General features: G+C 44.6%; 13 protein-coding genes, 1 riboswitch and 1 other annotated feature (1 of these 15 only partly in view). Of the genes, 1 reads left to right on the plus strand and 12 read right to left on the minus strand.

What is annotated here, in order from left to right; all coding sequences use genetic code 11:
• Positions 1 to 46, minus strand: a binding site (T-box leader) (it extends 178 nt beyond the left edge of the window).
• Between the two features lie 64 nt (positions 47 to 110).
• The 9 genes from gltX to PGH26_RS14920 all read right to left on the minus strand — a co-directional run bounded on the left by gltX (position 111) and on the right by PGH26_RS14920 (position 10,256).
• Positions 111 to 1,571 carry a glutamate--tRNA ligase gene (gltX, locus tag PGH26_RS14880; RefSeq protein ID WP_323691792.1) on the minus strand — a complete coding sequence of 487 codons (1,461 nt, stop codon included), beginning with the start codon at positions 1,569 to 1,571 and terminating at the stop codon, positions 111 to 113.
• Positions 1,572 to 1,636: 65 nt separating this feature from the next.
• The gene (gene ispF, locus PGH26_RS14885; RefSeq protein ID WP_323691793.1) at positions 1,637 to 2,113 is read right to left on the minus strand and encodes a 2-C-methyl-D-erythritol 2,4-cyclodiphosphate synthase; all 477 of its coding nucleotides are present in this window, start codon (positions 2,111 to 2,113) and stop codon (positions 1,637 to 1,639) included.
• Positions 2,113 to 2,805, minus strand: coding sequence for a 2-C-methyl-D-erythritol 4-phosphate cytidylyltransferase (gene ispD / locus PGH26_RS14890; RefSeq protein ID WP_323693538.1), 693 nt, complete (start codon positions 2,803 to 2,805; stop codon positions 2,113 to 2,115). The genes ispF and ispD overlap by 1 nt, the downstream gene beginning before the upstream one ends.
• Before the next feature lie 26 nt (positions 2,806 to 2,831).
• Positions 2,832 to 3,932, minus strand: coding sequence for a PIN/TRAM domain-containing protein (locus tag PGH26_RS14895; RefSeq protein ID WP_323691794.1), 1,101 nt, complete (start codon positions 3,930 to 3,932; stop codon positions 2,832 to 2,834).
• Between the two features lie 136 nt (positions 3,933 to 4,068).
• The gene (gene radA, locus PGH26_RS14900) at positions 4,069 to 5,442 is read right to left on the minus strand and encodes a DNA repair protein RadA (RefSeq protein ID WP_323691795.1); all 1,374 of its coding nucleotides are present in this window, start codon (positions 5,440 to 5,442) and stop codon (positions 4,069 to 4,071) included.
• 83 nt (positions 5,443 to 5,525) lie between these two features.
• Entirely contained in the window at positions 5,526 to 7,973 is a 2,448-nt protein-coding gene (locus PGH26_RS14905; protein WP_323691796.1) for an ATP-dependent Clp protease ATP-binding subunit, read from the minus strand.
• Positions 7,974 to 8,125: 152 nt separating this feature from the next.
• Complete coding sequence (gene mcsB / locus PGH26_RS14910) at positions 8,126 to 9,211, minus strand: protein-arginine kinase McsB (RefSeq protein WP_323691797.1); 1,086 nt, start codon at positions 9,209 to 9,211, stop codon at positions 8,126 to 8,128.
• Entirely contained in the window at positions 9,201 to 9,755 is a 555-nt protein-coding gene (locus PGH26_RS14915; RefSeq protein ID WP_323691798.1) for a UvrB/UvrC motif-containing protein, read from the minus strand. The genes mcsB and PGH26_RS14915 overlap by 11 nt, the downstream gene beginning before the upstream one ends.
• Before the next feature lie 30 nt (positions 9,756 to 9,785).
• Complete coding sequence (locus PGH26_RS14920) at positions 9,786 to 10,256, minus strand: CtsR family transcriptional regulator (protein WP_323691799.1); 471 nt, start codon at positions 10,254 to 10,256, stop codon at positions 9,786 to 9,788.
• Between the two features lie 288 nt (positions 10,257 to 10,544).
• Here PGH26_RS14920 and PGH26_RS14925 point away from each other — a divergent pair, with 288 nt between their 5' ends.
• Positions 10,545 to 11,132, plus strand: a complete 588-nt coding sequence (locus PGH26_RS14925) for an N-acetyltransferase (RefSeq protein ID WP_251661198.1) — start codon at positions 10,545 to 10,547, stop codon at positions 11,130 to 11,132.
• An 85-nt stretch (positions 11,133 to 11,217) separates the two neighbouring features.
• On the opposite strand, the gene PGH26_RS14930 is transcribed toward PGH26_RS14925, so the two are convergent.
• From PGH26_RS14930 to PGH26_RS14940, 3 genes are all read right to left on the minus strand, one after another.
• Positions 11,218 to 12,906: a hypothetical protein gene (locus PGH26_RS14930; protein ID WP_323691800.1), complete on the minus strand. Its 1,689-nt coding sequence runs from the start codon at positions 12,904 to 12,906 to the stop codon at positions 11,218 to 11,220.
• A gap of 129 nt (positions 12,907 to 13,035) precedes the next feature.
• Positions 13,036 to 13,644, minus strand: a complete 609-nt coding sequence (locus tag PGH26_RS14935; RefSeq protein ID WP_323691801.1) for a biotin transporter BioY — start codon at positions 13,642 to 13,644, stop codon at positions 13,036 to 13,038.
• 125 nt (positions 13,645 to 13,769) lie between these two features.
• Positions 13,770 to 13,955, minus strand: coding sequence for a histidine kinase (locus PGH26_RS14940; protein ID WP_323691802.1), 186 nt, complete (start codon positions 13,953 to 13,955; stop codon positions 13,770 to 13,772).
• A 139-nt stretch (positions 13,956 to 14,094) separates the two neighbouring features.
• Positions 14,095 to 14,199: riboswitch (SAM riboswitch) on the plus strand.
• The last annotated feature ends 2 nt before the right edge of the window (positions 14,200 to 14,201 follow it).

Raw genomic sequence — 14,201 nt, forward strand, 5'->3', positions numbered from 1 at the left:
CTCTGAAGGGCGTGTTTTACATACTTCTCCTCTTCAACGCTTTAGTTATAAGTGATACGTTCTTAGATTACTCTTATTGTACACGGCTGTATCCGCTTGTCAACAAAGGCTTACTGAACGAACTTCTCAACGCGCGCAATGATCTTTTCGCGGCCAAGCAATGCAATGGATTCCGGTAATTCCGGACCGTGCGCCTGACCAGTTGCAACTACGCGAATCGGCATGAACAAGTTCTTTCCTTTGTGCCCTGTTTCTTTTTGAACCGCCTTGATTGCTCCTTTGATGGATGGCGCATCGAACGTTTCAAGGTTCTCAAGCTGCTGCTTGAAAGAAGTCATGACTTCAGGAATTTGTTCCCCAGCCAAGATTTCTTTTGATTGTTCATCATACTCAACTGCATCACTGAAGAATTGGGCAGACAACTCAACAATTTCAGCACCATAGCTTAACTGGCTATGATAAAGTGCAATCAAATCATGAATCCAAGCGCTTTCTTCTGCCGTCATGTCCTCACTCACGCGACCCGCTTTTACGAGGTGCGGCAAAGTTAACGCAACAACTTCATCAAGGCTCAATTTTTTAATGTATTGGTTATTCATCCACGTCAATTTCTGCTTATCGAACATAGATGGTGATTTGGATAGACGGCTCACGTCAAACTGTTCGATGAGTTCCTCTTTTGTGAACAACTCTTCTTCCCCGACAGGAGACCATCCGAGAAGCGCAAAGAAATTGAACATAGCTTCCGGTAAGAACCCAAGCTCCTTATACTGGGAAATGAACTGGATGATGGACTCATCACGTTTGGATAACTTTTTGCGATCCTCGTTAACGATGAGCGTCATATGTCCATAACGCGGTGCTTCCCAGCCAAATGTATCGAATACCATAAGTTGTTTCGGCGTATTCGTCAAATGCTCTTCCCCGCGGAAAACGTGAGACATTTTCATCATATAGTCGTCAATAACTACCGCGAAGTTATATGTCGGAATGCCATTCGCTTTCACAAGCACCCAATCACCAATGTCTTTAGATTCGAATTGGACACTGCCGCGAACAAGATCGTCAATTGTGTACGTTACGTTTTCAGGAACACGCATACGAATTGTAAATGGAATGCCTGCTGCTTCTTTTTGTGCAACTTCTTCTGCGCTTAAATGACGGCAAGTCCCGTTGTACATAGGAGCTGCAATTCCTGATACTTTTTGCTTTTCACGCTCTGCTTCGAGTTCCTCAGACGAACAGAAGCACTTATATGCTGCGCCTTTTTCGAGCATTTCTCCTGAGTACTTTTTGTACGTATCGAGACGCTCCATTTGGCGATATGGACTATAAGGCCCTCCGATATCTACAGATTCGTCGTGCTCGATACCAAGCCACTTCAAGTTTTCAAGTTGGGATAATTCACCGGCTTCGATATTGCGAACCGTGTCAGTATCTTCAATCCGCACTATGAATTTACCTCCGTGATGGCGAGCGAACAAATAATTGAATAATGCGGTACGAGCCCCCCCGATATGTAAATGACCTGTTGGACTCGGCGCATAGCGCACACGTACTTCTGCTGTCATGACTAGACATCTCCGTTCTGTTAGTTCAAATAATAAATACTTGTATAGACTAGTTTACCAAAAATTTAAGCTTTCACCAAAAGAATTGTCGCAAGAGAGGCAATCCCTTCTTCTCTTCCAACAAACCCTAACTTTTCTGTAGTAGTTGCTTTAACATTTACTTGACCGGGCTCTGCATGCAATAAGTCAGCTATGCGCTTTTTGATTGTTTCAATATGAGGTGCCATCTTTGGCTGCTGTGCCATAATCGTACAATCTACATTACCTAAGACAAATCCTTCTTCTTCAACTAGCTTCCATACATCTTGAAGCAGCACTGCTGAGTCTGCGTCTTTAAACGCTGCATCTGTATCCGGGAAGTGATGTCCGATATCCCCTTTACCGATTGCTCCTAAAGCAGCGTCAGTAATCGTATGCAATAGGACATCTGCGTCCGAATGGCCGACTAAGCCTTTTGTGTGAGGAATTGTAATTCCGCCAATGATTAAAGGGCGACCTTCTGCAAATTCATGTACGTCAAAACCTTGTCCAATTCGTATCATCATACCGTCTCCTCTAGCCTTTTTTTCAGCAAGTATTCACCATAAGCAAGATCCTCTGGTGTTGTCATTTTAATATTATCGTACGTACTTTCAACGATCCGGACTTCAAAGCCTGCATGCTCTGCAAGCATGGCCTCGTCGGTTCCTAAAAAGTTTTCTTGTTCTGCTAGTTGAGAAGCCTCTTTTAAAACTTCATAGCGAAACGCTTGCGGCGTCTGGATGACCCATAAGCGTTCTCGATCTGCCGTTTCTTCAATAACCCCATCCGTGACATATTTCATCGTATCTTTTGCCTTCACGCCAGCAACTGCCCCGCCGTGACGAGATGCATTAATTACAAGTTCGTGAATGACATTTTGTTTGATGAAAGGACGAGCTGCATCATGCACGAGAACAATCCCTCCGGCTTCACTTGCCTGCAGACATGCTTTCACACTGTGCTGACGTTCAGTTCCACCTTCAGGCAGCGCGCATACTTTCGTAAGTTGTTCTTGCTGAATGATTGTTTTAATTTTAGTGCGCTCTGAATCTTTCACAGCTAAAATGATCCCTGTACACCAAGGATCCTGCTGGAACACCGCAAGCGTATGGGCTAAAATCGACTTCCCTTCAAGTTCAAGAAAGAGTTTGTTATGCCCTGCTCCCATCCGCGTTCCGCTTCCGGCAGCAGGCATCATTACCGTATAGTCCATCATGACTCCTTTCCACTGAATGTTTTTCAGTGGGCTTTGGTTTGTTTACCGTTTTTAGGCTTCGCAAAAATCATACGGCCTGCGGAAGTTTGCAATACACTCGTAACCACAACTTCTATAGCATTTCCAATATAATTGCGACCATCTTCAATAACAATCATTGTACCGTCATCTAAGTATGCAACGCCTTGATTGTGTTCTTTCCCGTCTTTAATGACGACTACATGCATTTCTTCACCTGGAATGACAACAGGTTTGACAGCATTGGCCAGATCATTAATATTCAATACGGACACGCCGTGCAAATCTGCAACCTTGTTTAAGTTGAAGTCATTTGTGACAACGAGTCCGTTCATCTTTTTAGCAAGTTTTACTAGCTTCAAATCGACTTCTGCTACATTTGGGAAATCTTCATCCGTAATGAGGATTTTCTTTCCATCCCCTTCTTGCAAACGGCGAAGCACATCCAGACCGCGTCTTCCTTTTGTCCGCTTCAGCGTATCCGCAGAATCGGCAATGTGCTGAAGCTCAGTTAAGACAAACTGAGATACGACCAACACACCTTCCAAGAAGCCCGTATCAACAATATCCGCAATTCGTCCGTCGATGATGACACTTGTATCGAGCACTTTATATACCGCGTCTGATGAGGCATCCACATCTGTTTCAGGCTCTTTTTTCCGGCCTACATTGCGGATAGAGAAGATAGCCGTCAAAAACTCATCTCGTTTTTTAAACCCGACTTGGAATCCTAAGTAACCAAACAACGCGGATAACAGGATTGGCAGTACAGATGTGACAACGGGGATTTGAATATTGCTTAATCCCCATCCCGCTAAGAATGCGACGAATAAACCGATAATCAGCCCAATTGAACCGAATAGTAAATCCAGTATGGGTGCTTTCAAAAGTAAATCTTCCAACCATTTTATGAAATTAACAATTGGATCTGTTAAAAACGTGCTGAACACGAAGAGGAATAGTGCTCCTAAAATGGCTGCGACATATGGGTTATTAATGAACGGGGTTGCTGTGAAGGAAGATAATTGGAATAAGTACGGAAGAAACAATACACCAAGTGTCCCACCAACCAATAAGAACATAATTTGCACAACTCTTTTCAGCATTCAATCCACCTCCTTTTAGTAGTCCCAGTATACATGTATTCCCTATTGATTGCTTTCTTGAACCTTAAAATAAGGGAATCCCGGACCTATAGAACAGGACTCCCAAAAACACATAAAAGTTCCTATCTTTGCAAGTTTACTGCGGCAAACAAAGATCGAGTGCATCTCGGACAGTTTCAACTCCGACGACTTGGATTCCTTCCGGATAGTCCCATCCGCCAATATTGGAGGCTGGTATGACTGCCCGCTCAAATCCAAGCTTCGCCGCTTCTGCCACTCGTTGTTCGATACGGGAAACTCTTCGGACTTCACCAGTCAGCCCTACTTCCCCCATATAACAGTCTGAAGCCCTGACAGCGACATCACGGTAACTGGAGACGATGCTCATAAGGACTGCCAGGTCTATCGCCGGCTCATCCAGTTTCACGCCTCCGGCTACTTTAATATACGCATCCTGGGCCTGTAATAGCATGCCCATTCGTTTTTCCAATACGGCCATCAGCAGCGAAACTCTGTTTTGGTCCAGCCCCGTCGCCATCCGTTTTGGATAATTAAAACTAGATGGTGTAACCAGCGCCTGAATTTCCACTAAAATCGGACGCGTCCCTTCCATGGATGCAACGATTGTTGATCCCGCACCGCCTTGCGAACGTTCTTGGATGAACATCTCCGATGGATTTAGCACTTCCTTCAATCCCGCTTGCACCATTTCAAAAATCGCAATTTCATTTGTTGAGCCAAAACGGTTTTTCACACTGCGCAAAATCCGGTACGTATGATGGCGCTCCCCTTCAAAATAGAGCACTGTATCTACCATATGCTCGAGTAATCGCGGTCCCGCGATTTGGCCGTCTTTCGTTACATGACCGACCAAGAAGATTGCAATTCCTTGCGTTTTCGCGATTTTCATCAGCTCTGCTGTACATTCTCTAACTTGCGAAACACTCCCAGGCGCAGAAGCCACTTCCGGGTGATGAATCGTCTGGATTGAATCCACAATGACAAACTTCGGCTTAACATTATCAATCGTGTCGTGAATGAGGGCAAGATCCGTTTCAGCGTAAATGTAAAGTTCATCCGACAACACACCCAGCCGCTGTGCACGAAGCTTCGTTTGACGGATGGACTCTTCTCCTGAAATGTATAAAACGCGCTGCTGCTGGTTCGCCAGGAGTGCGGATACTTGAAGTAACAATGTAGATTTACCAATCCCCGGGTCTCCGCCAATTAGCACTAGTGATCCCGGAACAATTCCGCCGCCTAACACACGGTTCAATTCTTCCATTTCAGTATGAACTCTCGGTTCATCCTCTACGGCAACATCATTGATAGGCATCGCTTTCTGTTTCACAGCATCGGAATGCTGGAATGCTCCGCGCGGTCCTTTTTGTACAATTTCCGTCTCTTCATCCATTGTGTTCCATTCACCGCAGCCCGGGCACCGTCCCATCCACTTAGGCGACTCATATCCGCAAGTTTTGCACATGAATTTCGTTTTCTTTTTCGCCATGCATGTCCTCCAAACGACGAAGAGGACAGCCCCTCCCTATTTTTTATAACTAGGGATGGACTATCCTTTTCCTCTGCTTCTTATTAATTTTCGACCATTTCTTCTTGCTGTGTATTTACCGTGAATTCACCATCTGCATAGTCGACCGTCACTTTTCTTCCTGCAAGTGCAGTCCCTTTCAGCAGTTCTTCTGACAAGCGATCTTCCACATGTTTTTGAAGTGCGCGGCGAAGCGGACGTGCTCCATATTCAGGATCGTATCCTTCATCCGCAATTTTCAACTTCGCCTCTTGAGTTAATATCAGTTCGATATCTTGTTCAGCGAGGCGTTTGCTCAACTCATCTGCCATCAACGAAACGATTTGCTGCAACTGGTCTTTCTCAAGTGAATGGAAGACGATCATTTCGTCTACACGGTTCAGGAATTCAGGACGGAAGGCTTTTTTCAGCTCTTCCAGCATCTTTTTCTTCATGTCTTCGTAGTCCTGTTCACCATCTTGAAGATTGAATCCGACGTATTTGTTCTTTCTTAGCTCTTGTGCACCTACGTTCGAAGTCATGATGATTACCGTGTTGCGGAAATCGACCGTACGACCTTTCGAATCGGTCAAGCGTCCGTCTTCCAGTACTTGCAACAGAATGTTGAACACATCGGGGTGCGCTTTTTCAATTTCATCCAGCAGGATAACAGAGTATGGTTTTCGGCGTACTTTTTCAGTCAACTGTCCGCCTTCTTCATAACCTACGTATCCTGGGGGTGAACCGACTAAGCGTGATGTCGTATGTTTTTCCATGTACTCTGACATATCGATACGGATCATCGAATCATCGTCACCGAACATCGTTTCTGCAAGTGCTCTTGCAAGTTCAGTTTTACCAACTCCAGTAGGTCCAAGGAAGATGAATGAGCCAATTGGACGTTTTGGATCTTTCAAGCCTGCTCGCGCACGTCGTATTGCCCGGGAAATAGCGGCAACTGCTTCTTTTTGTCCTACAACACGGTTATGCAGCTCTTCCTCCATGTTCAACAACTTCGAGGATTCTGTTTCCGCAATCCGCGCAACTGGAATTCCAGTCCACATCGCTACAACTTCCGCTATGTCATTTACCGTTACTTCAGACTCTGTTTTTCCTTGCTTTTCTTTCCATTCCGTTTTCGTTGTTTCAAGCTCTTCTTTCATCTTTTGCTCTTTATCGCGATAAGATGCTGCTTTTTCAAATTCCTGACTTTGAACCGCTGCATTCTTCTCGGAACGGATGGCTTCAAGCTTTTTCTCAAGTTCCCGCATGTTTGGCGGTGTCGTATATGAACGTAATCGAACTTTTGAACCCGCTTCGTCAATCAAGTCAATCGCTTTATCAGGTAAAAACCGGTCCGAGATGTAGCGGTCGGACATTTTAGCTGCTGCATCAATTGCTTCATCCGTAATCTTCACGCGGTGATGTGCTTCATAACGGTCACGCAATCCTTTAATGATCTGAACCGTTTCATCAACGGATGGTTCATCCACTTGAATCGGCTGGAAACGACGCTCAAGTGCAGCATCCTTTTCAATATATTTACGATACTCATCGAGTGTGGTTGCCCCAATACATTGCAACTCTCCGCGAGCGAGTGATGGTTTTAAAATGTTAGATGCATCGATTGCACCTTCTGCACCGCCAGCGCCAATGAGTGTATGCAGCTCATCGATGAATAGAATGATGTTGCCAGCCTGGCGAATCTCTTCCATCACTTTTTTCATGCGGTCTTCGAATTCACCACGATATTTTGTACCGGCAACGACAGTACCCATGTCGAGTGTCATCACACGTTTGTCACGCAGGATTTCGGGGACTTCGTTGTTAACAACTTGCAACGCAAGACCTTCAGCAATTGCTGTTTTACCAACACCCGGCTCACCAATCAAAACTGGATTGTTCTTTGTGCGACGCGCTAACACTTCGATCACACGTGTAATTTCTTTACCGCGTCCAATTACAGGATCGAGTGTTCCTTCACGTGCGATTTCAGTCAAATCACGAGCTAAACCGTCCAATGTCGGAGTCGCAGCTGATGCTGATGCATTTTGACCGCTTGCGTTTGCAGCGTCGTTACTTCCAAGAAGCTGCAGCACTTGTTGACGCGCTTTGTTCAAGCTGACGCCTGCATTATTAAGTACTCGAGCAGCTACGCCTTCTCCTTCGCGGATTAACGCAAGCAAAATGTGTTCTGTTCCGATATACGAATGGCCGAGTTTACGGGATTCATCGACAGAAAGCTCAATAACCTTCTTTGCGCGCGGTGTGTAATGTACGATTGGTCCGACTTCTTTACTGCCTGTTCCAACAAGTGTTTCTACGCCTGTTTCAATTGTCTCGAAGCTTACGCCGATTGCTTCAAGTGCTTTGGCTGCAATGCCGCCGCCTTCACGTATTAGTCCAAGTAGAATATGTTCTGTTCCAATTGCTTCGTGTTTCAAACGGATAGCTTCCTCTTGAGCGAGTTGGAGTACTTTTTGTGCGCGTTGTGTGAATCGATTAAACATCATTAACATTCCTCTCCTTCTGCAGAGAATAATTTTCATCGTACTACTTCTATCTATATTCTTCGGAACCGTTAAACAATCGGTTTCCGGGTGAATTGATTTTGACCATCTTTGACCATTTTACCGAATGGGTTGCACAGACGCAAAAGAGATGCTCAAGGACGGTCTGTCTGTTCATCTGCTTTTGACGGTCCATTTTTCAATCGTTCTCTAAAAAGTTTAGCGCGGCTAATATCTAATTCTTCAGACGTTAGCTCTTCTCCTTCATAATGTTGGAGAAATCCGGACTGCATGAAAATCATCAGCTCATTTAAGATCGACATTTCCACGTCTTCGATCAATTCAAGATCGATGCCAAGCCGGACGTCTGATAGACATCGTGCCGCTTCTGCGGAAGGGAGCAGCCGAGCATACGAAATTGTTCCAAGTGAACGGAACACCCGATTTTCAAGTGCAATTCGAGACTTTTCGAGAAGCAATTCACGAGACCTGCGTTCATGCGCAATCAGTCTGGAGACGATATTTGCAAGTTCCGCTAAAATCTCATTCTCAGATTTACCGAGCGTCAACTGATTGGATACTTGATAAACGTTCCCTGGTGCCTCACTGCCTTCTCCGTAACTTCCTCTAACGACCATTCCAAGCCTTGAAACGGCTGGGATAATCCGGTTAATCTGCCGCGTAATCGTGAGCGCCGGTAAATGAAGCATGACAGACGCGCGCATTCCTGTTCCCGTATTTGACGGACAGCTTGTGAGATAACCAAACTCTTCATCGAATGCATAAGGAAGTTTCTTTTCCAGTGCACTATCGGTTTCATTCGCCTTTTGATAGGCATTTTCGAGCTGCAAGCCCGGATAAATGCACTGGATTCGCAAGTGATCTTCTTCATTGACCATAACGCTGATTGTTTCATCTTCAGATAGGAATACCGAACCGAATTGTTCCGCATCTGCCAGCTGCGGGCTGATCAAGTGTTTTTCAACGAGAACTTGACGGTCCAGTTGAGGTAATTCTTTCATTCTCGTATAGGAATACCCTTTTTCAACCTCGCTAAGCAATGCTTCTGAAACAATTTCCCCCACTTCCTCAGCCTGTTCATCAGAAAAGGCAATCGGGAATCGAAATTCACGAAGGTTACGCGCAAGCCGGATCCGAGTCGACATCACGATATCGGCGTGCTCTCCATGGGGCACCATCCAGCCTGTGACAGCGTTCTGCATAAACCGCTTATTCCCCATGCGCACTTCCCCCTTCCTCTATTTCAGCTGCCAGCTTTTGTTTCCAGTCTTTTATTTCATCCCGCAGCACAGCAGCTTGTTCGAACTGTTCTTCTTGAATGGCTTCTTGCATGTTTGTCCGAAGCTCTTCTATTTTCTTTTTAATGGTCATCTTTTCATTGAAAGATGCAGGGATTTTACCTTTGTGGTTTGTATTGCCATTATGCAATTTCCCAAATACTTTCGGCAGCCGCTCACGGAATGTTTCATAGCATGTCGGACATCCAAACTTCCCGATTTCTAAAAAACGATGGAAGGTCAGACCGCACTCTGGACATTCCGGCATTTTCTGAACCTCGCGCGTTTGCTGATGCAGCGATTCGCTCCCGCTCAGCCATTGCGACAAGAATTGTTGAATGGACATCGGTTCCTGATTCGGACTGATTGAAAACGTCTGTAAATTAAATGCGCACTTCTCACACAGATTTCGTTCAATCGGTCCATTTTGTGTATCTTGCATCAAGATAACGGAAGCTTGACGCTCTTTACAGTTTTCACATAGCATCCTTTACCACCCCATCGTTTAGATAACTAGTTACTCCGATTGTTCGTACAGGAGCGAGAATAACATGGCCTGCAAGATTCGCGCACGAATCAAATCTCTCTCCGGCAACGGATAATTTAAAACAGCCGGCTCGACAGCTGCTAGCATTAGTCGGGCTTCCCTTTTGGAAATCACTTGTTCTGCTATCAATCGATAGATCACATCTTCTGCCATCGTAAACGAAGCACCTTGCTGTACGCTTTCTAAAACATGATCCAGCAGCTCCTTGCGGGAATTCGTTTGAACCCGATAAATACGGATATACCCGCCGCCGCCGCGCTTCGATTCCACTGCATAGCCGCGCTCCAATGTAAATCGTGTTTTAATGACATAATTAATCTGCGAAGGAACACATTGGAACTTTTCCGCCACTTCGTTGCGCTTGATTTCCACGATTCCATTATCTTCATGTTCGATAATCGATTTTAAATACCCTTCTATGATGTCGGAAATATTACGCATCCTCTCACCTCTTTTATTGGCACAGTCACCGTGTTGACTTTGACTATCTTTGACTTAATTGTACCGTATTAAACAATACCCGCGCAAGAAATTTGCAAATCGGCCATTCAGTCGTTTAGCAAGGTAGAAAAAAGTAAAATAGTTGAATCTTTTATGTTTAGTATGTTTATAATAGGGGTATAGAATAAAGTCGAGGATTTTTTTCTGACCTCTTTTTTCCTCTCTCTACGTTTGACCCCCAAACAAAAAGCTCCGGGTACACCCATACCGACGGAGGAGATTAAATTAATGAACTGGTACGAGAAACTAAGTGAGTATTTTCCCATCGAAGAAATGAAGTCAAAAGAGCATATGGATGCGCTTTTAAAGGATAAACACAATGTTTATCGTAAAGACGAAGGTCCAAAACACGTGCTCATGTACGTTGAGACAGAATCGTTTGTGTTTGTAGATTATTTGTTCGTGTCGTCCGCTTCACGAGGTGAAGGTCTTGGAAAAAAACTGCTGACACAGCTGAAGGAAAAAGGTAAGCCGATTTTGTTAGAAGTGGAACCCGTCAATTATGAAGACACAGATACTGAAAAACGCTTGCGCTTCTATGCTCGTGAAAATTTCCACCACGCATCTCGCATTGGCTACAGCCGTCGTTCACTCGCAACTGGAGAACAAACTGACCTCGAAATCCTTTACTGGTCTCCTGAAGATGCAGAAGAAGAAACGGTATATGATGCCATGAAAATGACGTATGAAGAGATCCATACGTATAAGGATGACGAATTTTACGGTGAATCATACGACCCGATTGACAAAGTATTGACATTCCGTACAGAAGGTAAAACAAATATCCTAAAACCTTTTGCTACAGTTAGTGCTTAATCAGTCATATCCCTCATTTAAATCAGAACAAAAGCGGAAGCCGCTACTATGGCTTCCGCTTTTTTCTGGTTATGCACTCAATTCGTTAATCCGCAATCGAGAGGTTTGTGAGTTCCTTAACAGGCAGGAACAGCTCCCCTGTTTCTATATACATAATCGATAATTTGTCGTCTTCTTGAATATAAACTGCTTCCGGAATTGTTTCAGATGAAATCAGGAAGTTCCGTCCGTCCTCTGCTTTTACAGAAACAATTGTAAAGTCCCCTGCCCGTTCTTTGTACACACGTTTGACCGTGATCGCGGCTTTCACTTCTTCAGCTCCTGAGCTTCCGTCCACAGAACTGCCTCCGCGCTGCAACGCTGTTTTATACAATTTCAGCGCATCATTCGGAGAATTGCCAAACACTGAGATTTCCGGATTTGCAGCCGAGACGATGAAGTAGTTTTGCAAGAAACCATTCGAATCTAACACGGGTGTCAGCCAGCTTGCTTCTCCGTAGAAGTTATAGAGAACAGGCATTTCACCAGACCACTTTTTCTCGATGAATTTCTTTTCGATAATTTGCAAGGCTCCTTGTGAGTCCATGTAGGATTCTTCCAGGTCTCCCGTGTAGTACGTCGCTTTTCCCGTGCGCCCGTCTGTCAGCGCATACCCCAGCATCGAATCGACGCCTTCTTTCGGACTTGTAAAGTCTGTGAAGTAATACATATGACCGTTTTCATCGAAAATTGGACTGACGTTTGCCTCCGTTCCTTCATCAGATGGCAGTTTGACATCTTTTTTACCAACAAACGAATTCCAGAACCCATGAACGTACTTTCCGAAGTAACTGTTTTGCAGACTGACGGCCTCCGGAGACACAGCTCCATCGATGTAATCAGGAATATCGGCAAGCGCGAACTTTTCTACTTTCCCTGTCATCGGATCCGTCATGACAATTCCTTTTACGTCGAATCCGTTGCGTGCAGATATGAATTTCCCGTAAGAACGAATGTAGTGCGGATTTCCTTCATCGTCAATTTCCAACTGGACGTCTCCATAAAAGATCAGTTCAGGAAATTGCAGGCGCATATGGCGATCTACCTGTTTGTTGAAGTAGGAGGTCTCCGTGTAAGTCATTTCCGACGCAATGAATTTTGGATTATCCGCGGAATCCGTAGCGCTCATTCGAAAATAGCCAGGTGTCGTCTTGCCATTCCACCACTTGAAAAACCCTGAAAACTCGACCGGCGCTATATACACATAGTCGTCTTTAACTTTTTGAATTTGCAGATGCCCCAAATCGTAGTAACTCGTATTCGGAACTTGCCCGAATGCTTTTTTCATTTTGTTGCGGGCAAATTTCGGCGGTACGCTGGCAGGCGTCTGAGTTTCGTCAAAAGCCTCGATTTCAACTTGCTGATCCATTTCAACCGCTTTAAATTTAGTGTTCGCATTTAATAGAGGTGCGGATAAAATGTAAATCCCTGCGAGGACTGCAATTGCGGCTGCAGCAATTTTACCCTTTCTGAAAACACCTCCGTCTAAAATAGCTCCTAGTATCGCGGCTGCGAGTAACAGGACCCATACGGAAGACCAATGCTGATCTAGGTTCGTTGTGTAATAAAAAACAGCTGTCCCTAATGCAATTACTATAGCAGTACTGATGACAGCAGCTGCCCTATAATCGGAGTTGCTTTCTTTTTCTTCTCCAAGGCCATTTTTGTGCAGCGGCACCGCTAACAAGGATGCCGCAATCCCGGCAATTAGAGAAAACAAGAGTAAGTGAATCATAATAAAGCCATCCTTCCTTTTGTTAAGTACTTACCTCTGTATACGGATGAGGGGACAGAAATGTTTCAGCTTTTTAAACCGGACATAGAAAAACCGATTTCCCTTTTCGAGAGAAACCGGTTTAATGAATTAAATAGAACGGCGTGTTCTAAGAATGCGCGCCATTCGATGGCCGAACACTCCCGCCAATACAGAAAGAATAATGTCTTTCGGTAATGGCGGCAGCATCCAAATCCATGCTATTTTGTACGTGAACGCATCCGGTGCTGCTGCCCATAGCTTGTACGCAGCAAACATCCAGTTTGTCCCGATGAGATAATTGACGGCACATCCGACAAGTGCTGCGATTACAAATCCTGCCACGGTGCTGTTTTTTTCAATGATTTTTCCGACGATATATGCAACGAAAATAAATGATAAAATAAATCCGAACGTCGGGCTGACGATTGCACTGATGCCACCGCTGAACTTCGCAAATACTGGTGCACCTGCAAGACCGATAGCCATGTAAACTGTCATCGAAATTGCTCCATAACGGCTTCCCAGCAGCAGTCCTGCTAAAACCGCAAAAAATGTTTGCAATGTAATCGGCACGCCGCTTACTGATAAAGCCGGTAAGAAATATGTAATATTTGCTCCAATCATCATTAATGCAGCGAACATCGCTGAGTAGACAAGCCCAAGCGTTCCGTTGATTGTTTTAGAACGGTTTGGTTTCAAAGTTGCTGTTGCTCCCATTTATAACACCCCTTTTAACTATATAGTTATAGAATAAAAGGAAGGAGCCATTGTGTCAACCTCATTATATTTTCGGTTAACACAAATATAAGCAATAATAAAACTGACAGCTGATTCCTGTCAGTTTATTGTCTTTTCCCTTCATCTTTAGGGAAGAGGAAAAAGGAAATAACTCCACTTAAAAACATTGCGCCAAGTGTAATATAAAAACGAGACATGACAGGCACATCTGTAAAGTTTTTGTTGAGCATAACCCAGGCCACTCCGCCGACTAATAACACCATCGGGATAACAAATTTGAACGCCCTCATAGCAATCCCCTTTCTTTGCATGTCCTAACAGTTTACCACATACACTTAGTAACTCACAGTTCACCAGTTACATTGTCTATTGACGGAACTATCAAACAACGGTATGATGTGTTAAATTATTCACACAACTTAATAGTCATTCTTATCAAGAGAAGCGTAGGGATCTGGCCCGTCGATGCTTCAGCAACCAGCCATATGGTCAGGTGCTACTTCCAGCGGATTTTTATTGTCCGGCAGATGAGGAGG

Source organism: Sporosarcina jeotgali, from assembly GCF_033304595.1.
Taxonomy (GTDB): Bacteria; Bacillota; Bacilli; order Bacillales_A; family Planococcaceae; genus Sporosarcina; species Sporosarcina jeotgali.